Raw genomic sequence first — 24485 nt, 5'->3', positions numbered from 1 at the left:
TGGTCCAGACCGCATTGTTCAGACGGCGGCCAGGCACACCCGGTGGGCCTGCGCCACCGAATCGGCTGGCGGCCCCGCCGTGTCGACCCGATGCGCACCCGACCACTCGGTGTCCCACCGGGCCAGCTCGGCCGCCGTCTCCGGAGTCGCATCCGACACCGTCGCACCGCGTTCGACGATCCGCCGCTGCGCGTCGGAAACCGGTAGCGTACAGCGTAATTCGACGATCGGTGCATATGTCTGGGCCGCCACGGCATGCGCCCGGCGCCGCTGGTCCGCGTCGCGCCACGTGCCGTCCAGGATGACCGAATGCCCGGCGCTCAGCCACGCCCGGGCACGGCTGAGCACTTCGTCGTAGACCGCCGACACCTTGTCGGCGGCGTAGAGCCCGGAATTCAGCTCTCCGACAACGCCACCGACCACTCCGCCGCGCAGCAGCTCGCGTCGCACCTCGTCGGTGGAGATCACCTGTGCCCCGGTCTCTTGCGCCAGACCTCGGGCCACCGTCGTCTTCCCGGTGCCCGGCCCGCCGCCGACCAGTACCAGTTGCACGCTGCCCGAGCGCAGATGCGCACGCGCGATAGACAGGTGGCGCTGCGCGTCGGCACCGGCTTCGGGATGGCCCTGGCCGACGCGCACGCAGTCCACCTTGGCGCGCACCAGCGCGCGGTAGGCCACGCAGAAGTGCCGCAACGAGCTCGCCGGGAAGTCCTCGGCCTGCCGACAGTACTCGTCGAGGAAGAACTCGGCGAGATCGCCACGGCCCTGGAACTCCAGATCCATGGCCAGGAACGCGGCATCGTCGATGCCGTCGACGTAGCGCAGCCGGTCGTCGAACTCCAGGCAGTCCAGCAGCATCGGCCCCTGCGGGGTGCAGAAGATGTCCTGGCTGAGTAGGTCACCGTGGCCGTCGACGATGTGAGCACCGGCGATCCGCCGCTCGTAGAGCGGGCCACGACCGGCCAGGTAGCGCTCGGAGAGCCGCTCGATGTCGGTGACGGCGTCGTCGGCGACGACGGTGCCCACATGTCTGCGCAGTTCGCTGAGATTCTGCTGCCACCGCTGCGACAGGACCTCCCGGCTCGCTTCCCGGTCGATGTGCGGTCCGCGCTCGGCGCCGCGGTGGAAGCGGGCCAGCAGCTCTGCGATCGAGGTGAGCCAGCGCTGGACCGGGGCTCCGGCGCGAACGAGCTCGGCGAGCCGCTGCGAGTCCGGATACCTGCGCATGACGATGACAGGCTCGCTGTCCCCGCCGGGAGCCCGGAAGGACCCCACGCCGAGGTAGCTCGACGGCGCCAACCGCCGATTGAGCTCCACTTCCCGCCGGCAGGCGCGGTCCCGACGCTCGGTGGTCCCGAAGTCGAGGAAGTCGGTGACCACGGGCTTTTTCACCTTGTAGGCCCGGTCACCGACCAGCGCAACCAGGCCGGTGTGTGTCTCGTGCACCTCGGCACCGAGGTTTCCGGCGGCCATCGAGAACCCGTCGTCCATAACGGTGATCCTGCCCGGGCCCGGCACGGGCCGGGCAGGGTCACCCGGTCCCGGCGTTGAGGACCATTGGCCCTGCCGGTCAGGTGCCGGTCGCGGCATCGTTGAGGAACCGGAAGGAGGTGGGCCATGCGCGACGTGACGGTGGATACCGCGGTCATCACCGACGCGGTGGCGCTGGCCTCGCGCGCGCCGTCGCTGCACAACAGCCAGCCCTGGCGGTGGGTCAGCGAAGGCTCCGCGGTGTCGCTCTTCCTCGACCGCACCGCCGCACCACGGCACACCGACCCCACCGGACGCGAACTGGTCATCAGCTGCGGCGCCGTGCTCGACCACTTCCGGGTGGCCATGGCCGCGGCCGGCTGGGCGTGCAACGTCGACCGATTCCCCAACCCGAACAACCTCGACCAGCTGGCCTCCGTCGACTTCACCCCGATGGACTTCGTCACCGAGGCCCACCGCCGGCGCGCTGACGCGATCGGTCGCCGTCGCACCGACCGGTTGCCCTTCGCCGCGCCGATCGGCGGGAACGCGTTCCTGAGCCGGCTCACCGCAGCACCCGCCGCGGCGGGGGTGTCGTTGCACGTCATCGCCGACCAGTCGCGAGCCGAACTGATCCGGGCCTCCGAACTGGCCCGGTCGGCCCGCCGCTACGACTCCGCCTACCACGCCGAGCTGGTCGGCTGGACGGCCGATGTCGAAGTCGCCGAGGGGATTCCCGCGGCGGCGCTGCTCTCCGGGGTCGAGAACGACCACATGCCGATGAGCCGGGACTTCCCGACCGCCGGCCGGTCCGATCGCCGCGCCGAGCTGACCGAGGATCAGGCCGAGATCGTGGTGCTCTGCACCGCCGACGACACCCGCGCCGACCACGTCCGGTGCGGTGAGGCGCTGTCCTGGGTGCTGCTGGAGGCCACCCTCGCCGACCTCGCGACGTGCACGCTGACCCATCTCACCGAAGTGTCCGAGAGCCGCGACATCGTGGCGGCCCTGACCGGGTCGACCGACACCCCCCAGCTGCTGGTGCGGGTGGGGACGGCACCGGCCACCGCGGACCTGGGCCCGCCGACGCCGCGGCGCCCCGCCTCCGACGTGCTCGAGATCAGAGGCTGACACCGTGCCGAGATCGCCCGCGGTGATCGCGGGGATCGACGGGTCCGAGGCAGCCACCGCCGCGGCCGTCTGGGCGATCGACGAGGCGGCCTGCCGGGACATTCCACTGCGGCTCGTGCACGCCGTGACCCCGGCCCACGGCACCGAGGTCGGAGCCGGAGATCTGGCACGCGCCGGACACATCGTGCATACCGCGGTCACCGCGGTCGAGGCGCAGGGCAGGCCGGTCAAAGTGGAGGCCCAGATCCTGCGCGGCGCACCGGCGGACGTGCTGCATGCCGAGTCCCGCGACGCCGCACTGCTGTGCGTGGGGTCCTCCGGCACCACCCGCGCCGGAAGCGGCCGGGTCGGATCCACCGCCGCGGCGGTGGTCCCGACGGCTCTGTGCCCGGTGGCGATCATCCGTGCCGCCGGCGACGGCGCAGGCCCGGCGCGGTGGGTGGTGGCCGAAGCCGGCGACTGCCCGGCCGGTGAACTGACCCTGGCGCGTGGGGTGGACGAGGCACTGTTGCGCGGCGCCGCGCTGCGAGTGGTCGCAACCTGGCCCTCCCGCTACCCCGACATCCACGACGACCGGGCCGTGGCCGACAAGAACCGGCTGGTCCGGGCACACTGGGAACGCCGGCTGGCGCCGTGGCGCCGACGCCACCCCGAATTGGACGCGCACGCCGTCGCGCTCCCGGGCAGCATCCTCAATTACCTTGCCCGGCACCGGGACGACATCGGGCTGGCGATCGTCCCGCATGAACGCGCGGCCGGGATCACCGAGCTGACGGCCCCGGCCGGTGACGAGAACACGCCGTCGGCGTGCTTCGACATCATCGTCTGCGAGGCGGGTGGACTGGTGTGAACCGGCGGGACACCGGCCGGATCACCGTCGCGCAGGTCGGTCACGAGCGGACGACGACCATCGAGCAGTCCGGATAGCCCAGGATGGGATGGCAGTTCGGCATCCGTACCGAAGCCAGTTCTCGCGCGTCCCGGCTGCCCACCACCGCCAACCCGACCCCGCCCGCCGTCGACTCGCGCCGCGCGTACTGGTGACCGGTGCCGGCCGAGACGAGTTCGACGTGCACATCCGGATACCGGCGTACCCAGCTGGCGGCGCGTTGGTCGATCTGACGGACGGTGGCGTGCCGCAGCCTGCCCTCGTGCATCGCCAGGTGCACCACCGCGTCAGAGTCCTCGTCGTCGGTCAGCACCACCGAGACCACACCCTCGGTCTGTGCAGTTCCGTCCGCACGGGTCCGGATGATCGCCACTGGGCAGGCCGCGGCGTCGGCGAGAACGGTCGCCAGCGAGCCGATCCATGGACCTTCGCGGCTCTCCGTCGACCGAGAGCCGATGCAGACCATCGCCGCACCGCGCGACTCTGCGAGCAGAACCGGCCCGGGAGCCCCGACGGCCGACACCGTCTCCACCCGAAGCGATCTGGGTGTCGCGAACGCGACACTTTCCGCGTGGGCGAGAACAGCGTCGGACCCGGGCGCGTCACCGTTGGGCGGGGGCGTGGGCACCGCATGAACCAGACGTAGGCACGCGTCCCTGGCCAGCGCCTCGACGCAGGCCCACCGCACCGCGTTGAGCGAGGTGGTGGAACCGTCCACCCCGACGACGACCGGCCCGTCGCCGAGCGACGGTGTCGTCGTCATGGTGTCCTCGTCATGGTGTGGTCGTCATGGTGTCGCCGTCATGGTGTCGCCGTCACCAGAACCTTCAGTGCGCCCGAATGCGCGGCATCACCGAAAACGTCATAGGCCGTGTCGAACTCGTTCATCGAGAACCGGTGGGTGATCATCGACGCGGTGTCGAGCTGATGGTTGGCCACCAACCGGATCAGCGTGGGCGTCGACCGGGTGTCGACCAGACCGGTGGTGATGGTCAGATTCTTGATCCAGATCTGCTCGAGGTGCAGTGTCGCGGGGGCGCCGTGCACGCCGATGTTGGCGACATGCCCGCCCGGGCGCACCAGCCGCACCGATTCCTCGAAGGTCTCGGGCAGGCCGACCGCCTCCATCGCCACATCGGCGCCCAACCCGCCGGTCAGCTCGTCGATGACCGCGCGGGCGTTCTGCGTGGCGGAGTTGACCGTGGTGTCGGCCCCGAACTTTCGCGCTGCGTCCAGCCGCGCATCGGCGACGTCGATCACCACGATGTGGCTCGGGCTGTACAACTTCGCCGTGAGGACCGCGGCCAGCCCGATCGGTCCGGCCCCGACGATTGCGACCACGTCACCCGGACCGACGGCACCGGCGAGGACACCGACTTCGTAGGACGTCGGCAGGATGTCGGCCAGCACGATCATCTGCTCGTCGCTGACACCGGCGGGTACTTTGTGAGTCGAGTTGTCCGCGAACGGAACCCGTAGGTACTCGGCCTGGGTTCCGTCGATCAGATGCCCCAGGATCCATCCGCCCCCGCCCAGACACTGGCCGTACTGGCCCGTTCTGCAGTACCGGCATGCCCCGCACGCGCTGATACAGGAGACGAGCACCCGGTCACCCACGGACAACGTCTGCACCGCAGAGCCCACCTCGGTGACGGTACCCACCGCCTCGTGCCCGAGGATGCGTCCCGGTTCCACCTCCGGCACATCACCTTTGAGGATGTGCAGATCGGTTCCGCAGATCGTCACCGCGTCCACCTTGACGATCACATCGGTGCTCTGCTGGATGACCGGGTCGGGTACCGACCGCCAGGACCGACGTCCAGGTCCGTCGTAGACCATCGCCTTCATATCCGACCCTCCCGGTCTGCGAGATCGCCGAGATCGCGATCCCATGCTTGGAAACGCAGGCGGTCCAGGCGCATCCGGACCACCAGCCACACGGCCACCCCCAGACCCGAGACCACCGACCACAAGGTGAGAGCGATGACCACCGCCTGGGCGGCCGCGTCGGAATCCGAGGGCACCCGGATGGTGCGGTTACCGGCATCGTCGACCCATATCGCCACCTGGTCGCCGGCACTGCGCTGTGTGGTCCGGATCTCGGCGGTGTGGGTGCCGCCGGCGAAATCCCAGCTGATCTCGGTGACGTAGGCCTTGCCGTAGGGCTCGGGCACCTCGCGGCTGTCGGTCACCGCGGTGGCGGCGACCTCGTGCCGAGCGAGTCTTTCGCTCGCGAAAACTTGGACCAGGCGGTCGTATTCGGCGGTCCCGAGCGCGCCGGCGATCGGAACGGTCAGCATGCTGAGCGCGACGACGAGCACCAGCGTGACCGCTTCGACACGGTCGGTTGCCCGCACGAGCGGGCTGCGAGCCAGGAGCCTGCGGGCCCACACGCCGAGGCCGAAGGTGAAGGTCTGCACGTTGGACTCCCGTCGCGATCGGTCCGACCATTGGTGATGAGACCGATCATGGTCGACCCCGGCCGTCACCAAGCAGAGGCGAAGGTCCCCTGGTGAGGTGTCGAACGCCTCCACTGCGGCCGGGGCAGCGCCTGTCGCGGTTCCGGCCCTCGCAGGGTAGACAGAAACCCGTGAATACGCGGGCCTGCGACATTCGGGCGCTGACGAACGACGATTACGATGCCGTCATCCGCCTCGCCACCGAACTGGACGTGGAGGAACGGTACCGGCGGTTCCTGACGCGCTATCCCAGTTACATCGCCGAATGGGCCCTGGCACTCACCACACCGCCGCAACCGGGTTGCGTGTCAGGCGCGCAACCGGGTTGCGTGACAGGCGCGCAACCGGGTTGCGCGCTGGGCGCTTTCGAGTCCGGTGAACTGATCGGCATCGCCGACTACAGCACGACGGCCACGGGTGACTGCGCGGAGGTCGCCGTGTTGGTGGCGCACGAACAGCACCAGCGCGGTGTGGGCACCCTGCTGCTGCAGGAGCTGGGTCGGCGGGCGATGGCAGCCGGCCTGCACTGCCTCACCGCCGATGTGCTGGCCGACAATCAGCCGATGCTGCAGGTGATCCGGGATGCCGGTTGGCCGGTCACCGGGCGTCGGGACGGTGAGATCGTGCGTATCCGCGTCGACCTCGATCGGCTCAGGACTGACGTGCGACGATGACCGGGACGCGGGCCGCCTGCGCCACCGTCGAACTCACCGAACCAAGCAGCAGACCCGCGAAGCCGCCCCGCCCGTGGCTGCCGACAACGAGCAGTTGGCCGCGCGCGGATTCCTCGATCAGCCGGTGCGCGGGGTTGTCCTGCCCGACGACCCGGTGCACGATGACATCCGGGTACCGTTCACCCCATCCCGCGAGCCTCTGGGCCAGTTCCTCGTCGGCCTGCGCCTCCAGATCCTCGACCGTCACATCGACGGCGAAATCGGCACTGTTGATCCAGGTGTGGACCGCCACCAGCTCCACACCCCGCCGCGATGCCTCGTCGAAAGCGATCCCGATGGCCCGCTCGGACGACGGGGACGCGTCGACGCCGACCACCACGGGTGCCTGCGATTCGGGACCGGCCGCCGGCTCGTCGTCGTGGATCACCGCAACCGGGCAGTGCGCGTGGTGGAGCAGTGCGGTGCTGGTGGAGCCCAGCAACAGGCGGGCCAGTCCGCTCAGACCCCGGTTTCCGACGACGACCAGGTCGGCGTCTTTGGACAGATCGAGCAGCGCGGGCTTTGCCGGGCCGGTCAGGATCACCTGATGGACCGGAACCGCACGCCGGTCCTGTAACGCCTCGGCCACCGCATCGACCGCCTCGTCGACGATCTCGGCGGCCCGCCGGTCGCGGGCGGCCAGGTACTCGTCGCTGATCGGCAGGTCCAGCCACGGGCTGATGTCCTCGCTGGACTGCACATGAACCACGGTGATCGGCACGTCGCGCAGCGACGCTTCGCGCGCGGCCCATTGCGCTGCCGCCAGCGATCTCGGCGATCCGTCGACCGCGGTGACGACTCCGCGTGGCTTGGGCAGGGGTTGGGACATGGACTCACCTTCCGTTGGGGGATGCCTCGGCCGGGGTGATCAGCCCGTAGGCACCGTCGTAGCGTCGGTACAACACCGCCGCGCGGCCTTGCGCGGCGTCGATGTAGAACAGGAACGGCAGATCCAGCAGGGCCAACCGTTCGATCGCCTCCTGTTCCTGCAGGCAGGGCAGTGGTTGCGGACTGATCGTCACCAGTCCCTCATAGGGCGCCACTTCCGCGGCGATCGCCGGCGCCACCAGCGCGAGCCGGTATCCGGTGGGCCCTCCCCGGTACACGACCGCGGCTGTGCCCGAGGCTGATTCGGTGAAGAGGTGGAAGTCGTAGTCCAGCAGTTCCATCTCCGACACCGCTTCGTCGACCGTGCACGGTGTCATCGAGAACGATTTGCGGCGCAGGATCTGCTGCTCGCCGGCAGCGCCGTCGAGCGCGCGGGCCCGGCGCTCGGACGCCGCCTGCTGCCGCCAGGGCGGCGCTGCCTCCGGGCCCTTGGGGGTGGCCCAGCGCGCGGCGACGTGTTCCAGCTGCCGGCGCAACCGTGACTCCAGGATGTCGATGGCCTCGGTCGCGGTGCCCGCCTCCACCTGCGCGCGTACCGTGCGATCTCCGATCACCAGGTTGGCCTGGGCGATCACCGGACGTTCCACGGCCGGGTCGTGGTGCCTGCCGAGTCTGACCCGCGCGCTGGTGACCGGCCGGTGGGCGTGACGGGCCAGGGTGCCGATCTTGGTCTGCACGTACTCGGCGATGCCCGGAAACTCGCCGTGGGTCGTGACGTCGACGTCGATGGCCTGGGTAACCTGCGCTCCGTTGCTCATGGTTTGTTGGTACGCCGTGGGGTTTCGGCTCCGTTAGGGCCGAAGGTCCTCGGTCGGATGGCCGTTACCGTGTCATCGGACCACACACTGTGCTCGGCGCGGCGCTTGATGCCGAGCAGTATCCCGCGGGTGATGAATGCCCTTGCCGGACCGGCGAGTTCGGCCAGCGCGACCTCGCCGGGATGCCGCAGCGCCAGCCGGGACCGGATCAACAGCCGGCTGCGGTCCTCCCAGTGCGGGGCCAGGTGGAACGACCAGACCATCTCCCACGGCAATCGCGGTGGCGCGGCCCGCAGCACGATCGACTCCGGCGCGACCACCTGCGCCACGGTCAGGTCGACGCCGTCGGGCAGCCCGAGCCAGCCCCTGGGCACCAGCCGGACCGAGTCGCCGACGTCGAGTTCCTGCCACTGCGGGTGGATGCGGTCGGCGTTGTGGTAGTCCAAACCCAGTGCGCCTTCCAGCTTCTCGAAACTGTAGAGGCCGCCGCGGTCCTGACCCATCTGGACCAGCCAGGGCCACACCTTGTCGACAGGCGCATCGATCCAGACGCCTTCGGTGGCCCGCAGCACCGGTGCGGCCAGCAGCTCGTCACCGGGCAGGACGCCGGCCGACTCGTCTTTGGTGGTGCCCCAGTCGCGGAAGTACCGCCTCGCGGCGTACAACACCCCGGCAGCTGCGAGGACCTTCGCCATGCGGATTGCCATGACTCCACCATCGCGGCCACGGCGCCGGGCACGCTAGGGCCGGTAGTCCCCTAGATCTCGGGGGTCCGGCAGACGACCCGGATCAGGGGACTTCCGCCCCTAGCGACTGCCGAAGGACGGTGGTCGGATGCCAGTGGCGGTGCACCCCACCGTCACCGAACCAACAAGGAGTGAACATGAACAACGTTGCGGTGCAGCAACATCGCCGTTCGCCCTGGCCGGAGGTCTCCGAGCTCTTCTCGGGCTTCCCGTCATGGGCCGATCTGCGGCCGATGTTCGGCAAACATCTGATCAAGGTCGAGGACGACGTCAAGGACGGCGAGTACGTGCTGCAGGCCGAGATCCCCGGCGTCGACCCGGACAAGGACGTCGACGTCACCGTCCGAGACGGTGTGTTGACCATCAAGGCCGAACGCAGCGAGAAACAGGAGTCCAACGGCCGCTCGGAGTTCTCCTACGGGTCGTTCACCCGCGCGGTGACGCTGCCTCCCGGAGCGGACGAGGACGGCATCAAGGCCACCTACGACAAGGGCATTCTGCGGGTCTCGGTGCCGTTGAAGGAATCCGAGGTGCCGGAGAAGCACATCGCCGTGGAGGCCACGGACTGAGTGGCGCACCGGTTCCGGGGCGGGCGAGGGGTCGCCCCGGGACCAACGGTTCGCACCGGCATGACTTTCGGCTCTAATGGCGGCCCGTGCAGGGGAATACGGTGCGGATATGGGAAAGCAACGACCATTCCTGGCAGACGTCCTGGCAGCGGTCGGTGTCGCCGCGCTCTACCGGGCGCACGTGCGACCCTGGATCCACACCTGGGGCGCCCGCGCCGACGAGGTTGCCGCGGCCCTGCCCGGTGACGAGCTGGTCGACCCCCAGGCGCTGCGCACCACGAGGGCGGTCACGATCCATGCTCCCCGCCACGACGTGTGGCCGTGGTTGGTGCAGATCGGTGAGGATCGGGCCGGCTTCTACAGCTACTCGCTGCTGGAGCGGGCGGTCGGGGCCGATGTGCACAATGCCGACTCCATCCACCCGCAGTGGCAGCGGTTGCAGGTCGGCGACACGGTGTGGCTGGCCCGCCGGTACGGTCCGCACGCCCGCCAGATCGTGGCCGCGCTGGAACCGAAGTCACACCTGGTCCTGGTGTCCCCCACCGACTACCAGCGGCTGCGCCGCGGCGGAAAAGCCTCCGGCTGCTGGTCTTTCACGCTGCGCCGGGAGGTCGGCCAGACCCGGCTGTTGGCCCGCGGCAGTGGCGGCCCGGTCGGCCACTTCTGGTTCGACATCCCGCATTTCGTGATGGAACAGAAGATGCTGCGCGGAATCGCCGAGCGCGCCCAGCGGGCCCGCAGACGGGAGATCGCCGCGAGCATCGCGCGCCACCCGTCGACTCCGCGGGTCGGTCGCCCCGTGCGCATCGCGCACGGAACCTGATCAGCTGTGCACGACCAGCACCGGCCGCTGCGACCGGTGCAGCGTCGCCATCGCGACGCTACCCAGCAGGATCTCCCGCGCCGCCGACCGGCCGCGGGACCCGACGGCCAGCACAGCGGCGTCGCGGCGGTCACCGCACCGGATCACCTCGTCGGCGATCGCGCGTTCCCGCAATTGCAGCAGCCGAGGCGGCTGCTTGAGTGTGATGAACTCCAGACCCCGAGCCGCCGGCCCCGCCACCACAGCCCCGTCGTCATCCTCCGCGGCGGCCAGCACCACCGTCCGGTCCGGGAACAGACGCCGAACCGTCGCGACGGCCGCCTCGGCGCCGTCCGATCCGTCGTACCCCACGATCACGGGACCGCGGGCAAGCGCATCGAACTCCGCGGCGAGCAACGGGTTCGGCACGACCAGCACCGGGACCGTGGAGTAGTGGGCGACCATATCGCAGACGCTGCCGATGACCGCTTCACTGCTGTCCAGACCGCGATCCCCGATCACGATGACGTCGGTGTGCAACTTCTCCGCCACCTGCGCCAGCCGCAGTCCGTCCGAACCGATCGTGCGTTTGACGATCGGTTCGGCGTCCCATTCGGCGGCCTTGGCCAACGCGACCCCGGTGGCGGCGATCGCGTCGGCCTCGCGGGCCCCTTCGCTTTCGATCAGCTCGACCAGTTCGTCGGCGGTGCGTGCCGCCGCGCGCAGCCGGCGGCGCAGCCGCGAGCTGGCGAACGGTGGCGTCCAGACGTGCGCGATCCACGCGTGCGCGTTCGGAAACAGCACCGCGCCCGCGTTCACGGCCGCGTTCGCCGCCGGCGAACCGTCGTATCCGACCAGCACATTCGTCGGCATGTGTGCTCCCCTGTCCCGGACGCGGCCGCGGCTGCTGCCACCTGCTGCACCGACGGTATGGCCCGGCGCCGCCGGTCGGCTAGGGACCAAATGCCTTCAGCTGCCGGTGCGGGCCTGCTCCGACCCGATTTCCGCTGGACACGGGGCGCATACTGGACTCGATGACTGGACCCGAACACCAGCCCCGCAAACCCGTCATACTCACCGTCGACGACGACCCCGCCGTGTCCCGCGCAGTGGCCCGCGACCTGCGCCGACATTATGGTGAGAAGTTCCGCATCGTGCGTGCGGAGTCGGGTCCCGACGCGCTGGAAACTCTCAACGAGCTGAAACTGCGCGGCGAGACGGTCGCGGTGTTCGTCGCCGACTACCGGATGCCGCAGATGAGCGGTATCGAGTTCCTGGAAGCGGCGATGGACATCTTCCCGATGGCCCGCCGGGTGCTGTTGACCGCCTATGCCGACACCCACGCCGCGATCGACGCCATCAACGTCGTCGACCTCGACCACTATCTGCTCAAGCCGTGGGACCCGCCGGAGGAGAAGCTGTACCCGGTGATCGACGCGCTGGTGGACGCGTGGCGCGCGACCGGGGACCGCGCCATCCCGCACACCAAGATCATCGGCCACCCGTGGAACGCGCGGTCGACCGAGGTGCGCGAGTTCCTGGCGCGTAACCGGCTCTACTACACGTGGTTCCGGTCCGACGAGCCGCGCGGGGCGCAGCTGCTGGAAGCCGCCGGCCAGGACGGTCTGACACTGCCGGTCGTGATCACCGAGCAGGGCGAGACGCTCGTCGATCCCAGCGACACCGAACTGGCCGGCACGCTGGGGCTCACCACCGCCCCCGCCGAGGAGTTCTACGACCTCGTCGTCATCGGCGGCGGCCCCGCCGGGCTGGCGGCCGCCGTCTACGGCGCCTCGGAGGGCCTCAAGACGGTGCTCATCGAGCGCACCGCGACCGGCGGGCAGGCCGGCCAGAGTTCGCGCATCGAGAACTATCTCGGCTTCCCCGACGGACTGTCCGGTTCGCAGCTGGCCGAACGGGCCCGCAGACAGGCCGAGAAGTTCGAGGCGGAACTCATCACCGCTGCCGAGGTGACCAGGCTCGAAGTCGACGGCAACGCCCGCACCGTGCATCTGTCCGACGGACGCACCATCGGAACCCGCGCCGTGATCCTGGCGATGGGCGTCGAGTACCGCCAGCTGGACGCCGAAGGCTGCGAGACCCTCACCGGTGCCGGTGTGTACTACGGCGCGACGGCGTCGGTGGCCGCCGACTGCGACGATGACGAGGTCTACGTCGTGGGCGGCGCGAACTCGGCCGGGCAGGCCGCGATGTATCTGTCGCGCACCGCGAAGTCGGTGACCATCGTCGTGCGGCGCACGCTGGAGGATTCGATGTCGCACTATCTGATCCAGCAGATCCGGGCGCAGGACAACATCAAGGAGTTGCCCAACACGGTGGTGCACGCGGTCAAAGGGGACGGCCACCTGGAGGGCATCTGTCTGCAGAACACCCAGACCGGTGTGCGCGAAGAATTCCAGTGCGGGCGGATGTTCATCTTCATCGGTGCCGAGCCCCGTACCGAGTGGCTCGACGGCGTGGTGGTGCGCGACGACCACGGGTTCATCCTGTCCGGACCGGACCTGCGCGACGTCAGCGGTTGGACGCCCGAACGGCCGCCGCATCACCTGGAAACCAGCGTGCCCGGGGTGTTCGTGGCCGGCGACGTCCGCGCCGAGTCGGCCAAGCGGGTGGCCGCGGCCGTCGGCGAGGGATCGATGGCGGTGATGCTCGTGCACCGCTATCTGGCCGAGACGTAGCCCCCGGTGCGCCCGGTGCCGGAATCAACGCCGCGCGATCCACGTTGCACTACTTCACTGCCGGTGTAGGAAGGGACCCGCCATGGGTGAGAAGTGTCTGCCCGAGGAACTGCGCACCCTGTTCCTGTTCGAGGCACTGACCGAGGAGCAGCTGGCGAGGTTGTGCGCCAACGGGCACATCCAGATGTTCGAGCCCGGCCCGGTGCACACCGAAGGTGATCCGGCGACCTGCTTCTACGTGCTCATCGAGGGTGAGCTGGTGATGTCCAAGCGCTCCGGCGGGGTGGACATCGAGACCAACCGGACCTCGCAGCGCGGCGTCTACTGCGGCGCGTGGTCGGCCTACATCCCCGGCGAGGAACACGTCTACCAGGCCTCGGTGCGGGTGACCCGGCCGTCGCGGTTCTTCGTGCTCGACGCGGACGCGTTCGCGCGGTTCATGCAGGACGAGTTCCCGATGGCGGTGCATCTGCTGGAGGGCCACATGGTCGGCGGATTGCGGCAGCGTCAGATCCTCGGGCAGCGCGAGAAGCTGCTCGCCCTGGGCCAGCTGTCGGCAGGGCTGACCCACCAGCTCAACAACCCGGCCGGTGCGACCGCCCGCGCGGTCGCCGATCTGCGCGAGGGGGTGGGCAAGATGCGACACAAGCTCGCCATGCTCGCCGACGGCAAGTTCACCCCGGCGGCGCTCAAGGTCCTGGTCAGCATCCAGGACGAGGTCGCCGAGCAGGTGGCCAAGTCGAAGTCCCAGGAGCTCTCGGCGTTGGAGACCTCCGACCGCGAGGACCAGATCGGCGACTGGCTCGACGACCACGGCATCGCCGCCGCCTGGGACTACGCACCGACGTTCGTGGAGGCCGGTCTGGACGTGGACTGGCTCGAACGGGTGGCGGCCTCCATCGACGACGTGGACTGCTCGGCGACGCTACCGGGGGCGATCGGCTGGCTGAAGTACACCATCGACAACGAACTGCTGATGAACCAGATCGCCGAGGCCAGCAAGCGCATTTCGGCGCTGCTGGCGGGTGCCAAACAGTACTCGCAAATGGACCGCGCCGAATACCAGAGCGCCAACGTGCACGAGTTGATCTACAGCACCGTCAAGACGATCTTCGGCGACAAGGTCGGCAAGGACAATGCGGTCCGTCTGGTGTGGGACAAGGATCCCTCGTTGCCCGAATTGCAGTGCTACCCGGGCGATCTGAACCAGGTGTGGACCAACATCATCGACAACGCCATCCAGGCGATGGCCGGGCAGGGCACCCTGACCATCCGCACCTACCGGCAAAGCAACGACGAGGGCATCGTCGTCGAGATCTGCGACGACGGCCCGGGGATCCCCGAGGACATCGTCGAGCGGATCTTCACACCGTTCTTCACCACCAAGCCGTTCGGGGAAGGCACCGGCCTCGGGCTGGACCTGGCCTGGCGCATCGTCGTCGAGAAACACCACGGCCATATCGCCGTGGAGTCCGAACCCGGCAACACCCGTTTCATCGTGTCGTTGCCGTGGCAGGCGCCGGCCCCGGCGAGCCCCGCCGAGTCGGGAACCGCTCGGATTCGGTGATCAAGATGGGACGAAACCGGGTAGTGACCGCTGGAAGGGCTCGACTGCGATGAAAGGGATTGCCCATGACCGATACTGAAGGTCCGACGCTCAAGCCCGCCCTCGGCCGGTTCGGGGTGTGGACCGGTTCGCCGGTGACCCCGGACCAGGCCGTCGAGATCGAGAAGCTGGGATACGGCACGGTCTGGGTCGGGGCCTCCCCGGCCGCCGACCTGGCGTTCGTCGAGCCGATCCTGGAGAAGACCGACAACCTCCAGGTCGCGACCGGCATCGTGAACATCTGGACCGCCGACGCCGGCGAGGTGGCCAAGTCCTACCACCGCATCGAAAAGGCGTTCCCGGGTCGGTTCCTGCTCGGCGTGGGCGTCGGGCACCCCGAACACACCCAGCAGTACACCAAGCCGTATCAGGCGCTCGTCGAATACCTCGATACCCTCGACGCGGCGAAGGTGCCGACCAGCCGCCGGGTGCTCGCGGCGCTGGGTCCCAAGGTGCTTCAACTCGCCGCGCAGCGCAGTGCGGGTGCGCATCCGTATCTGACCACTCCGGTGCACACCGGTCAGGCCCGCGAACTGCTCGGGCCCACGGTCTTCATCGCCCCCGAGCACAAGGTGGTGCTGACCGACGACGCCGAGCGGGCCCGCGAGATCGGCCGGGCCACGGTCGACTTCTACCTCGGGCTGTCCAACTACGTGAACAACTGGAAGCGGTTGGGTTTCGTCGACGAGGACCTGAACCGGCCCGGGAGCGACCGGTTCATCGACGCGGTCGTGGCACACGGGTCACCGGACCAGATCGCTGCGCGACTGAGCGAACATCTGGCCGCCGGAGCCGATCACGTCGCGATCCAGGTTCTGGGCGGAGCCGATGAACTGCTCTCGACGCTGGAGGAGCTGGCCGGCCCACTGGGCGTCAGCTGAGCGCGCTCAGGGCCTGATCGTGGTGCCTGCGTCGATCACGGTCATCGCCTCGGTCAGCACCTGCTGCTGACCGGCGGGCCCCTGGGCGTCGAGAGCCAGCAGATAGGTGTGGTCGGCTCCGTTGATCACGACGGTCTTGCGGGCCACGAAGTTGGGCACGCCGTCCACCTCGGCCGTCCCGGCGATCGCCGAGGCCGGGTAGCCGCCCAGTTCGTCGGGTGTGCCCTGCGCCGGGCCCTGCCAGCCCGGCAACCGGGTGACCGCGTTGGGCGCGAGTTCCAGGATCGTGTCGACGTCGAAGGTGCCGCCTTCCAGCCGCGCCATCCGGACCAGGATCGCCGGCGGATTCGGTGTCTCCTTCGCCGAGGACAGATAGATGGCGCCGTAGGCGTCGGGCGGTACGTCGGCGGCGTCGGTGACGGCTTCCCACCCGTCGGGCATCGGCAGGTCCACCGCCGGGACTCCCGGCTCGTTGGCCTTGACGATGGTCTGCGTCACGCCGCGCGCGGTCAGATACTCCCCGACGGTCTGCCCGGTGGCGGCGCCGACCGGGGCTGCGGTGGTCGGCCCGGTGGTCGGCGCGGTGGTCGGCCCGGTGGTCCCCGTCGCGGCCGTCGCGTCGGTGGTCTGCGCCGATGTCGTCGCGGTGGCGCCGTCCCCGCCTCCGCCGTCCCCACCGCAGCCGGTGACCGCGAGGCCGAGCGCCACCGTCACCGCCGCGAGCGCGCTGATCGTCGCCGCTGGGCGCATGTCGTGTCTCCCCTCGCCGACCGGTTCAGATCAGGAGAACACAGGGACGCCCGACGCAGCGCCGAAAGCCCTAGATAGGCTCAGTGGTCATGCGGTTGCTGGTGACCGGCGGCGCGGGATTCATCGGCGCCAACTTCGTGCGCAACGCCGTGGCGACGCGTCCCGACGTGCGCCTGACGGTGGTGGACTCGCTGACCTACGCGGGCAGCCGGGAGTCGCTGCGCGACGTCGAGGGGCAGATCCGCCTGGTCGAGGGCGACATCACCGACCGTGCACTGATCGGCGCTCTGGTCGCCGACTCCGACGCGGTGCTGCATTTCGCCGCCGAGACCCACGTCGACAATGCGCTGGCCGACCCCGCACCGTTCGTGCACGCCAATGTGCTCGGCACGTTCACGGTGCTCGAGGCGGTGCGCCAGGAGTCGGCGTCGCGGCCCGTCCGGCTGCACCACGTGTCGACCGACGAGGTGTACGGCGATCTGGCACTCGACGATCCGAACCGGTTCACCGAGTCCACCCCGTACAACCCGTCGAGTCCGTACTCGTCGACCAAGGCGGCCGCCGACATGCTGGTGCGGGCCTGGATCCGGTCTTACGGGGTGGCGGCGACGATCTCGAACTGCTCCAACAACTACGGGCCCTATCAGCATGTGGAGAAGTTCATCCCCCGCCAGATCACCAATGTGCTGACCGGGCGGCGCCCCAAGCTGTACGGCACCGGGGCCAACGTGCGGGACTGGATCCACGTCGACGATCACAACAGCGCGGTGTGGCGGATCCTCGCCGACGGGTCGATCGGGCGTACCTATCTGATCGGCGCCGACGGCGAACGCGACAATCTGTCGGTGCTGCAGACGATCCTGCGTTTGATGGGCCGTTCCCCCGACGACTTCGACCATGTGACCGACCGGGCCGGTCACGATCTGCGGTACGCCATCGACCCCACCCCGCTGCGCGCCGAACTCGGCTGGTCCCCGGCGCACACCGACTTCGAGGACGGGTTGCGCACCACCATCGACTGGTACCGGGACAACGAATCCTGGTGGGGGCCGATCAAAGACGCGGTGGAGTCGAGGTATGCGGAGCGGCGGCAATGAACGCCCGTGAGCTGACCGTCCCCGGCGCGTGGGAGATCACCCCGGTGGTGCACACCGATGCGCGCGGCGCCTTCTTCGAGTGGTTCACCGACCGCGCCTTCACCACGATGACGGGGCACCGGCTCGACCTGCGGCAGGCCAACTGCTCGGTGTCGCGGGCCGGGGTGTTGCGCGGAGTGCACTACGCGCAGCTGCCGCCCGGCCAGGCCAAGTACGTGTCGTGTCTGCGCGGCGCGGTGGTCGACGTTGTGGTCGACCTGCGGGTGGGCTCGCCGACCTTCGGGCAGTGGGACGCCGTCACGCTCGACGACACGTCGCGCCGGTCGGTGTATCTGTCCGAAGGGCTGGGGCATGCCTTCCTTGCGCTGCAGGATGATTCGACCGTGAGCTATCTCTGCTCGGCCGGCTACGACCCGGCACGCGAGCACACCGTCGATCCGCTCGACCCGGCGCTGGGCATCGACTGGTCGGCGTGGCTGCCGACGCAGGAGCTCATCCTGTCCACCCGGGATCGGGACGCACCCACCCTCGCCGAGATGCGCACCTCCGGCCTGCTGCCGACGTGGGAGCAGGCCACGGCGTTCGTCGACGAACTGCGGCGAGGCTAGGAATCTGTGATCGGTCTTGCGAAGGAACCCGGCCCATTACTAGGATATCCAAGTATCTGCTCCCGGAAGGCTCACCCATGACCACTCGCATCCCCCATTTCATCGACGGGAAGCGCAGCGACCTCGCATCCACCCGCACCGCCGACGTGTTGAACCCGAGCACCGGCCAGGTCCAGGCACAGGTGCTGCTGGCCTCGGCGGCCGACGTCGACACCGCGGTCGCCTCCGCGGTCGAGGCCCAGCGGGAATGGGCCGCCTGGAACCCACAGCGCCGCGCCCGGGTGATGATGAAGTTCATCGAGCTGGTCAACGCCAACGTCGACGAGCTGGCCGAGCTGCTCTCGATCGAGCACGGCAAGACCGTCGCCGACTCCAAGGGCGACATCCAGCGCGGCGTCGAGGTCATCGAGTTCGCGATCGGCATCCCGCATCTGCTCAAAGGTGAGTTCACCGAGGGCGCCGGTTCGGGCATCGACGTCTACTCGATCCGCCAGCCACTCGGCGTGGTCGCCGGGATCACCCCGTTCAACTTCCCCGCCATGATCCCGCTGTGGAAGGCCGGCCCCGCGCTCGCATGCGGAAACGCCTTCATCCTCAAGCCTTCCGAGCGCGACCCGTCGGTGCCGCTGCGGTTGGCCGAACTCTTCGTGCAGGCCGGTCTGCCCGCGGGTGTGTTCCAGGTGGTGCAGGGCGACAAGGAGGCCGTCGACGCCATCCTCACCCATCCCGACATCCAGGCCGTCGGCTTCGTCGGCAGCTCCGACATCGCGCAGTACATCTACTCGACCGCCGCCGCCAACGGCAAACGCTCACAGTGCTTCGGCGGCGCGAAGAACCACATGATCGTCATGCCCGACGCCGATCTCGACCAGGCCGTCGATGCGCTCATCGGTGCCGGCTACGGCAGCGCCGGCGAGCGCTGCATGGCGATCAGCGTCGCGGTGCCCGTCGGCGAGGAGACCGCGAACCGCCTCCGTAATCGCCTGGTGGAGCGCGTCAATCAGCTTCGGGTGGGACACAGTCTGGACCCGAAGGCCGACTACGGGCCGCTGGTCACCGGGGCCGCACTGGAGCGGGTGCGCGACTACATCGGCCAGGGCGTGGAGGCCGGCGCCGAACTGGTCATCGACGGCCGCGAGCGCGCCACCGACGAGCTCAGCTTCGACGACCAGGACCTGTCGAAGGGCTTCTTCATCGGCCCGACCCTGTTCGACCACGTCACCCCCGATATGTCGATCTACACCGACGAGATCTTCGGCCCGGTGCTGTGCATCGTGCGCGCGTCGGACTACGAAGAAGCGCTGCGGCTGCCGACCGAGCACGAATACGGCAACGGTGTCGCGATCTTCACCCGCGACGGAGACGCCGCCCGCGACTTCGTGTCCAAGGTCCAGGTCGGCATGGTCGGCGTGAACGTGCCGATCCCGGTTCCGGTGGCCTACCACACCTTCGGCGGCTGGAAGCGGTCCGGCTTCGGTGACCTCAACCAGCACGGGCCGGCGTCCATCCAGTTCTACACCAAGGTCAAGACCGTCACCGAGCGGTGGCCCTCGGGCATCAAGGATGGCGCCGAGTTCGTCATCCCCACGATGAAATAGCCATCGCGATGGACTATTTCGGCCTGGACGACGACGAGCGCGTCATCGTCGAGACGGCGGCCGCGTTCGCCGACAAACGGCTGGCCCCACACGCTCTGGAGTGGGACGAGACCCACCACTTCCCCACCGATGTGCTGCGGGAAGCCGCCGAGCTCGGCATGGCGGCGATCTACTGCCGCGATGACGTCGGCGGCAGCGGACTGCGACGTATCGACGCGGTGCGCATCTTCGAGAAGCTCGCCACCGCCGACCCGACCGTGGCGGCGTTCCTGTCGATCCACAACATGTGCGCGTGGATGGTCGACAGCTTCGGCACCGAGGAACAGCGCAAGCAGTGGGTGCCGCGACTGGCGTCCATGGACGCCATCGCCAGCTACTGCCTGACCGAGCCGGGCGCCGGATCGGACGCAGGTGCGTTGCGCACCAAGGCCGTTCGGTCCGGGTCCGACTATGTTCTGGACGGGGTGAAGCAGTTCATCTCCGGTGCCGGATCCTCGGACGTCTACGTCGTGATGGCCAGAACCGGCGACGACGGACCGCGCGGCATCTCGACGTTCGTCGTACCCAAGGACGCGGCCGGCCTCAGCTTCGGCACCGACGAGGTGAAGATGGGCTGGAACGCCCAGCCCACCAGGCAGGTCGTCTTCGAGACAGTCCGGGTGCCCGCCGACGCGCTGCTGGGCGGCGCCGACGGCGAGGGCGCCGGGTTCGGCATCGCGATGAAGGGCCTCAACGGCGGTCGCATCAACATCGCGGCCTGCTCGCTGGGCGGCGCCCAGGCGGCCTACGACAAGTCGGCCGCCTACCTGGCCGACCGACAGGCATTCGGCGGGGCGCTGCTCGACGAACCGACCATCCGTTTCACATTGGCCGACATGGCCACCGCATTGGAGACCTCGCGATCGCTGTTGTGGCGCGCCGCAACAGCTCTCGACGATGACCACCCCGGCCGCGTGGAGCTGTGCGCGATGGCCAAACGCTACGTGACCGACGCCTGCTTCGAGGTCGCCGACCAGGCTCTGCAGCTGCACGGCGGTTACGGCTACCTGCGCGAGTACGGCCTGGAGAAGATCGTCCGCGATCTGCGGGTGCATCGCATCCTGGAAGGCACCAACGAGATCATGCGGGTGGTGATCGGGCGCAGCGCGGCCGCTCGAGCCCGCGCATCCTGACATGAGGGGTTGTTCGATGACGACGATTGCGTTCCTGGGCCTGGGCAACATGGGCGGACCGATGGCGGCCAATCTGGTGGCGGCCGGACACACCGTGCACGCCTTCGACCCGGTCGAAGAACTCAAGGTGGCGGCGCAAGCCAAGGGCGCCACCGTGTTCGACGGCGCATCGGCGGCCGTCGCCGATGCCGATGTGGTGATCACCTCGCTGCCCAACGGCGCCGTCGTCCGGGCCGTCTACGACGAGGTGGTGCCGGCGGCCAAGACCGGTGCGCTGTTGATCGACACCTCCACCATCTCCGTCGACGACGCCCGGACCATCCACGCCCAGGCCACCGCGCAGGGTCTGGCCCAGATCGACGCCCCGGTGTCCGGGGGTATCAAGGGCGCCACCGCAGGCACGCTGGCATTCATGGTCGGCGGCACCGACGAAGCCGTCGCCGCGGCTCGCCCGGCGCTGGAACCCATGGCGGGCAAGATCATCCACTGCGGCGCCTCGGGCGCCGGGCAGGCGGCCAAACTGTGCAACAACATGGTGCTGGCCGTGCAGCAGATCGCGATCGGCGAGGCGTTCGTGCTCGCCGAGAAGCTCGGGCTGCCCGCACAGTCGCTGTTCGACGTGATCACCGGGGCGACCGGCAACTGCTGGGCGGTGCACACCAACTGTCCGGTGCCCGGTCCGGTCCCGACCTCACCGGCCAACAACGACTTCACACCCGGCTTTGCGACCGCGCTGATGAACAAGGATCTCGGCCTGGCGATGGCGGCGGTGGATTCGGCCGGCGCGTCGGCTCCGCTGGGCACCCACGCCGCCGAGATCTACCGGAAGTTCACCGAGTCCGATCCGACGAACGCCGCGCTGGACTTCAGCGCGATCATCGAGACGCTGCGCAGCTGACCGGGTGGCCGGGCGCTGTCAGGCGGCCGTCGGCCGCCCGTGCCACGACACATGCACGCGCTGGCAGTCGGTCACGTGCAGCGGCCCAACAGGCGCGTCGCCGTCCACCAGGACCGTGGCGATCCCGGCGGCGATCGCGGACCGTTGACTGCACTGCGACCCTGCGAACGCCAGTGAGTCGTGCGGCCTGGCGCCGAGTTCGGTCAGGGCGGCCTGGTAGAGCTCGCCACGCGGCGCATCCTCGGTGGTCACGATGGCGCCCACCACGCCGTCACCGACGAGCTGGCGCACCAGCGGTTCGACCCACGGATGACAGCCGGTACTGACCACCCCGACCCCGATACCGGCGCTGTAGGCCTCGGCGATCAGTTCGGCCATCCCCGGTCGAGCGGTGACGTCGGCGTCGAGCACCGTCTCGGCGAGGATCATCGCCTTCGTCGCGCAGATCTCGTCGACCAACAGTTCGGCGAGCACATCGCACTCGGTGCGCACCCCCCGCTTGCGCAGCTCGGCGGCGACCCGCCGGTGCTCGTCGGGAAGCACCAGCAACTGCCGGTACCGGGCCGGCGACCACTCGATGTCCAACCCGAGTTCGGCGAACGCGGCGTTGAAGGCCGGGCGGTGGCCGGCGCCCTCGATGTCGGCGACCGCGTCCAGATCGAAGACGACCGCGCTCAACGTGGTGATGGCGGGTGCCGAGGCGCGTCCGGCCTCGGGAGCCCCGGGCCAGTCCCACCAGAAACGACCGGCTCGCCATGCTCTCTGCTCTGTGGGGTGCACCTCTCGATGGTGTCCCACGTCACATCCGGGCGCCTCCCCCGTGTGGGGGATTCGCCGGGTCAAGTCGAGGGGAGACCGGGCCGCCCGCCTCTAAGGTGGGGCCATGGTGGCAGCCTCGCCGGTGCGGATCGTGCTGGTCGACGACCATGAGATGGTCATCGAGGGGCTCAAGGCGATGCTCGCGGCGTTCGGCAGCCGGGTGAGCGTGGTGGGGCAGTCCGTCGGCGCCGACCACGTGCTGAAGGTGGTCACCGACCTCGACCCGGACATCGTGCTCTGCGATGTGCGGATGCAGGGTTCCAGCGGTTTGGACGTGTGCCGGCAACTGCGCGACCGTGACCCCGACCGCAAGGTGGTGATGCTGTCGGTCTACGACGACGAGCAGTACCTGTTCCAGGCGTTACGGGTCGGCGCATCGGGCTACCTGCTCAAGAGCATCAGCAGCGAGGAACTGGTCCGCCAGCTGGAGTTCGTGCACGGCGGTCAGACCGCGATCGACCCGAGCATGGCCGCCCGGGCCGCCGACACCGCCGCCCGGATGCAGCGCGACGAATTCTGGCCGGGTGCCCGCCGCGGCCTGACCCAACGGGAGAGCGAGATCCTGGCGTTGGTGGTCAACGGACTGTCCAACCGGGCCATCGCCGCGAAACTCATCATCGGCGACGAAACCGTCAAGACCCACATCAGCTCGATCTACCGCAAGCTCGGGGTCAGCGACCGGACCGCCGCCGTCGCCACCGCGCTGCGCGAAGGGATCTACCAGTGAGCCGCCCGCTGCTGACCGCAGACCGCGAGCTGGCGCTGCTGCGCGAGCTGATCCGGGCCGCGTCCAGCGGACCCGGGGTGGAACCGCTGGCCGCGGCGGCGGCCCGGATGATCACCGCGGCCACCGACAGCGACGTGTGCTTCGTGCACGTCCTCGACGACACCGAGCGCTCCCTGACGCTGGCCGGTGCGACACCGCCGTTCGACTCCGAGGTCGGCAAGATCAGGCTCCCGCTCGGCCAGGGGATCTCCGGCTGGGTGGCCGGCCACCGCGAGCCGGTGGTGATCCGTAAGGACAAGGAGTCCGACCCGCGCTACCTGCCGTTCCGGTCGCTGCGCGGACGGGATTTCACCTCGATGGTGTCCGTGCCGATGGAGACCGACCCGGGCGGTCTGGTCGGCGTGCTCAATGTGCACACCGTGGCCGAACGGGAGTTCGGCGACCGCGATGTGGAACTGCTGCTGGTCATCGGGCGACTGATCGCGGGCGCCATGCACCAGGCCCGTCTGCACCGGCAGCTGGTCGCCCGGGAACGCGCCCACGAGAACTTCGTCGAGCAGGTCATCGAGGCCCAGGAGCTGGAGCGCCGCCGACTGGCCGGCGACATACACGACGGCATCTCCCAGCGGCTGGTGACGCTGTCCTACCGCCTGGACGCGGCGGCCCAGGCGGCCAGATCCCCGGAGGACCCCGACGCGCTCAACGAGCAGTTGGACCGGGCCCGCGAGCTCGCCGAGCTGACCCTGCAGGAGGCGCGCGCCGCGATCAGCGGTCTGCGGCCGCCGGTGCTCGACGATCTGGGCCTCTCCGGTGGGCTCGCGAGCCTGGCGCGCTCGATCCCGCAGGTCACCATCGATGTCGAGCTCGCCGACACCCGGCTGCCCGACCACATCGAACTCGCGCTGTACCGCATCGCGCAGGAGTGCCTACAGAATGTCGTCAAGCACGCCCACGCCACCCGGGCCCGGCTGACGTTCGCGCTCGACAGCGGCGACCAGGGCGACGTCGCCCGGCTCGAGATCGCCGACGACGGCCGCGGTTTCGACACCCTGGAACATCCGCTCGGCGGTGACGAGATGGGAGGTTACGGCCTGCTGTCGATGGCCGAACGGGCCGAGATCGTCGGCGGCCGGCTCAACATCCGGTCCCGGCCCGGCTCGGGCACCACGGTGACCGCGACGATCCCGCTGCCGACCCGGGAATGA

General features: G+C 69.3%; 25 protein-coding genes. 15 read left to right on the top strand and 10 right to left on the bottom strand.

The genetic code is table 11. The features are described from left to right. Nucleotides 1–18 precede the first annotated feature (18 nt). The gene (locus tag ACNUDN_RS05830; protein WP_419121071.1) at nt 19–1491 is read right to left on the bottom strand and encodes a bifunctional aminoglycoside phosphotransferase/ATP-binding protein; all 1473 of its coding nucleotides are present in this window, start codon (nt 1489–1491) and stop codon (nt 19–21) included. A gap of 126 nt (nt 1492–1617) precedes the next feature. On the opposite strand from ACNUDN_RS05830, the gene ACNUDN_RS05825 reads away from it, so the two are divergent. Together ACNUDN_RS05825 and ACNUDN_RS05820 are read left to right on the top strand one after the other, a co-directional pair. Further along, nucleotides 1618–2601: an Acg family FMN-binding oxidoreductase gene (locus ACNUDN_RS05825; protein WP_419121070.1), complete on the top strand. Its 984-nt coding sequence runs from the start codon at nt 1618–1620 to the stop codon at nt 2599–2601. A gap of 4 nt (nt 2602–2605) precedes the next feature. Continuing rightward, nucleotides 2606–3451 carry a universal stress protein gene (locus ACNUDN_RS05820; protein WP_419121069.1) on the top strand — a complete coding sequence of 282 codons (846 nt, stop codon included), beginning with the start codon at nt 2606–2608 and terminating at the stop codon, nt 3449–3451. A gap of 40 nt (nt 3452–3491) precedes the next feature. On the opposite strand, the gene ACNUDN_RS05815 is transcribed toward ACNUDN_RS05820, so the two are convergent. The 3 genes from ACNUDN_RS05815 to ACNUDN_RS05805 are packed head-to-tail and all read right to left on the bottom strand — an operon-like array spanning nt 3492 to nt 5910. Next, nucleotides 3492–4253, bottom strand: coding sequence for a universal stress protein (locus tag ACNUDN_RS05815; RefSeq protein WP_419121068.1), 762 nt, complete (start codon nt 4251–4253; stop codon nt 3492–3494). A 38-nt stretch (nt 4254–4291) separates the two neighbouring features. Continuing rightward, nucleotides 4292–5338 (bottom strand): zinc-dependent alcohol dehydrogenase family protein, encoded by a 1047-nt coding sequence (locus ACNUDN_RS05810; RefSeq protein WP_419121067.1) that lies wholly within the window; start codon nt 5336–5338, stop codon nt 4292–4294. Then, complete coding sequence (locus tag ACNUDN_RS05805) at nt 5335–5910, bottom strand: Rv1733c family protein (protein ID WP_419121066.1); 576 nt, start codon at nt 5908–5910, stop codon at nt 5335–5337. The genes ACNUDN_RS05810 and ACNUDN_RS05805 overlap by 4 nt, the downstream gene beginning before the upstream one ends. 170 nt (nt 5911–6080) lie before the next feature. Between ACNUDN_RS05805 and ACNUDN_RS05800 the strand changes: the two genes are divergently transcribed. Continuing rightward, a complete protein-coding gene (locus ACNUDN_RS05800) occupies nt 6081–6623 on the top strand; it encodes a GNAT family N-acetyltransferase (protein ID WP_419121065.1) in 543 nt (180 codons plus the stop codon). On the opposite strand, the gene ACNUDN_RS05795 is transcribed toward ACNUDN_RS05800, so the two are convergent. Genes ACNUDN_RS05795 through ACNUDN_RS05785 form a run of 3 tightly spaced genes read right to left on the bottom strand, consistent with a single transcriptional unit; the run spans nt 6601 to nt 9015 of the window. Next, nucleotides 6601–7491: a universal stress protein gene (locus tag ACNUDN_RS05795; protein WP_419121064.1), complete on the bottom strand. Its 891-nt coding sequence runs from the start codon at nt 7489–7491 to the stop codon at nt 6601–6603. The two genes, ACNUDN_RS05800 and ACNUDN_RS05795, sit on opposite strands and share 23 nt — an antisense overlap. Nucleotides 7492–7495: 4 nt before the next feature. Further along, nucleotides 7496–8308: a ribosome hibernation promotion factor gene (locus ACNUDN_RS05790; protein WP_419121063.1), complete on the bottom strand. Its 813-nt coding sequence runs from the start codon at nt 8306–8308 to the stop codon at nt 7496–7498. Further along, entirely contained in the window at nt 8305–9015 is a 711-nt protein-coding gene (locus tag ACNUDN_RS05785) for an SRPBCC family protein (protein ID WP_419121062.1), read from the bottom strand. The genes ACNUDN_RS05790 and ACNUDN_RS05785 overlap by 4 nt, the downstream gene beginning before the upstream one ends. A gap of 176 nt (nt 9016–9191) precedes the next feature. Between ACNUDN_RS05785 and ACNUDN_RS05780 the strand changes: the two genes are divergently transcribed. Beyond that, nucleotides 9192–9623 (top strand): Hsp20/alpha crystallin family protein, encoded by a 432-nt coding sequence (locus ACNUDN_RS05780; RefSeq protein ID WP_419121061.1) that lies wholly within the window; start codon nt 9192–9194, stop codon nt 9621–9623. A gap of 109 nt (nt 9624–9732) precedes the next feature. Continuing rightward, nucleotides 9733–10446 (top strand): hypothetical protein, encoded by a 714-nt coding sequence (locus ACNUDN_RS05775; protein ID WP_419121060.1) that lies wholly within the window; start codon nt 9733–9735, stop codon nt 10444–10446. On the opposite strand, the gene ACNUDN_RS05770 is transcribed toward ACNUDN_RS05775, so the two are convergent. Then, a complete protein-coding gene (locus ACNUDN_RS05770; RefSeq protein ID WP_419121059.1) occupies nt 10447–11298 on the bottom strand; it encodes a universal stress protein in 852 nt (283 codons plus the stop codon). 161 nt (nt 11299–11459) lie between these two features. Between ACNUDN_RS05770 and ACNUDN_RS05765 the strand changes: the two genes are divergently transcribed. The 3 genes from ACNUDN_RS05765 (at nt 11460) to ACNUDN_RS05755 (ending at nt 15611) form a co-directional block, all read left to right on the top strand. After that, entirely contained in the window at nt 11460–13124 is a 1665-nt protein-coding gene (locus tag ACNUDN_RS05765) for an NAD(P)/FAD-dependent oxidoreductase (RefSeq protein ID WP_419121058.1), read from the top strand. Between the two features lie 82 nt (nt 13125–13206). After that, on the top strand, nt 13207–14691 hold the full coding sequence (locus ACNUDN_RS05760) for an ATP-binding protein (protein ID WP_419121057.1): 1485 nt from the start codon (nt 13207–13209) through the stop codon (nt 14689–14691). A gap of 65 nt (nt 14692–14756) precedes the next feature. Continuing rightward, nucleotides 14757–15611: an LLM class F420-dependent oxidoreductase gene (locus ACNUDN_RS05755; RefSeq protein ID WP_419121056.1), complete on the top strand. Its 855-nt coding sequence runs from the start codon at nt 14757–14759 to the stop codon at nt 15609–15611. Between the two features lie 6 nt (nt 15612–15617). On the opposite strand, the gene ACNUDN_RS05750 is transcribed toward ACNUDN_RS05755, so the two are convergent. After that, on the bottom strand, nt 15618–16361 hold the full coding sequence (locus tag ACNUDN_RS05750) for an LpqN/LpqT family lipoprotein (protein ID WP_419121055.1): 744 nt from the start codon (nt 16359–16361) through the stop codon (nt 15618–15620). Nucleotides 16362–16450: 89 nt separating this feature from the next. On the opposite strand from ACNUDN_RS05750, the gene rfbB reads away from it, so the two are divergent. The 5 genes from rfbB to mmsB all read left to right on the top strand — a co-directional run bounded on the left by rfbB (nt 16451) and on the right by mmsB (nt 21734). Further along, entirely contained in the window at nt 16451–17458 is a 1008-nt protein-coding gene (rfbB, locus tag ACNUDN_RS05745) for a dTDP-glucose 4,6-dehydratase (RefSeq protein WP_419121054.1), read from the top strand. Next, on the top strand, nt 17455–18066 hold the full coding sequence (locus tag ACNUDN_RS05740; protein ID WP_419121053.1) for a dTDP-4-dehydrorhamnose 3,5-epimerase family protein: 612 nt from the start codon (nt 17455–17457) through the stop codon (nt 18064–18066). Before rfbB ends, ACNUDN_RS05740 begins: the two co-directional genes overlap by 4 nt. A 77-nt stretch (nt 18067–18143) precedes the next feature. Then, nucleotides 18144–19664: a CoA-acylating methylmalonate-semialdehyde dehydrogenase gene (locus tag ACNUDN_RS05735; RefSeq protein WP_419121052.1), complete on the top strand. Its 1521-nt coding sequence runs from the start codon at nt 18144–18146 to the stop codon at nt 19662–19664. A gap of 8 nt (nt 19665–19672) precedes the next feature. Next, nucleotides 19673–20836: an acyl-CoA dehydrogenase family protein gene (locus tag ACNUDN_RS05730; protein WP_419121051.1), complete on the top strand. Its 1164-nt coding sequence runs from the start codon at nt 19673–19675 to the stop codon at nt 20834–20836. A gap of 16 nt (nt 20837–20852) precedes the next feature. Next, nucleotides 20853–21734 carry a 3-hydroxyisobutyrate dehydrogenase gene (gene mmsB, locus ACNUDN_RS05725; RefSeq protein ID WP_419121050.1) on the top strand — a complete coding sequence of 294 codons (882 nt, stop codon included), beginning with the start codon at nt 20853–20855 and terminating at the stop codon, nt 21732–21734. Between the two features lie 18 nt (nt 21735–21752). Here the strand turns inward: mmsB and ACNUDN_RS05720 are convergent, their stop codons facing one another. Continuing rightward, nucleotides 21753–22514, bottom strand: a complete 762-nt coding sequence (locus ACNUDN_RS05720; protein WP_419121049.1) for an HAD family hydrolase — start codon at nt 22512–22514, stop codon at nt 21753–21755. A gap of 103 nt (nt 22515–22617) precedes the next feature. Here ACNUDN_RS05720 and ACNUDN_RS05715 point away from each other — a divergent pair, with 103 nt between their 5' ends. After that, the gene (locus tag ACNUDN_RS05715) at nt 22618–23280 is read left to right on the top strand and encodes a response regulator (RefSeq protein WP_419121048.1); all 663 of its coding nucleotides are present in this window, start codon (nt 22618–22620) and stop codon (nt 23278–23280) included. After that, nucleotides 23277–24485 (top strand): GAF domain-containing sensor histidine kinase, encoded by a 1209-nt coding sequence (locus ACNUDN_RS05710; protein ID WP_419121047.1) that lies wholly within the window; start codon nt 23277–23279, stop codon nt 24483–24485. Before ACNUDN_RS05715 ends, ACNUDN_RS05710 begins: the two co-directional genes overlap by 4 nt.

This window comes from Mycobacterium sp. smrl_JER01 (assembly GCF_048513595.2).
Taxonomy (GTDB): Bacteria; Actinomycetota; Actinomycetes; order Mycobacteriales; family Mycobacteriaceae; genus Mycobacterium.
This window is presented reverse-complemented; position numbering and strand designations above follow the sequence as displayed.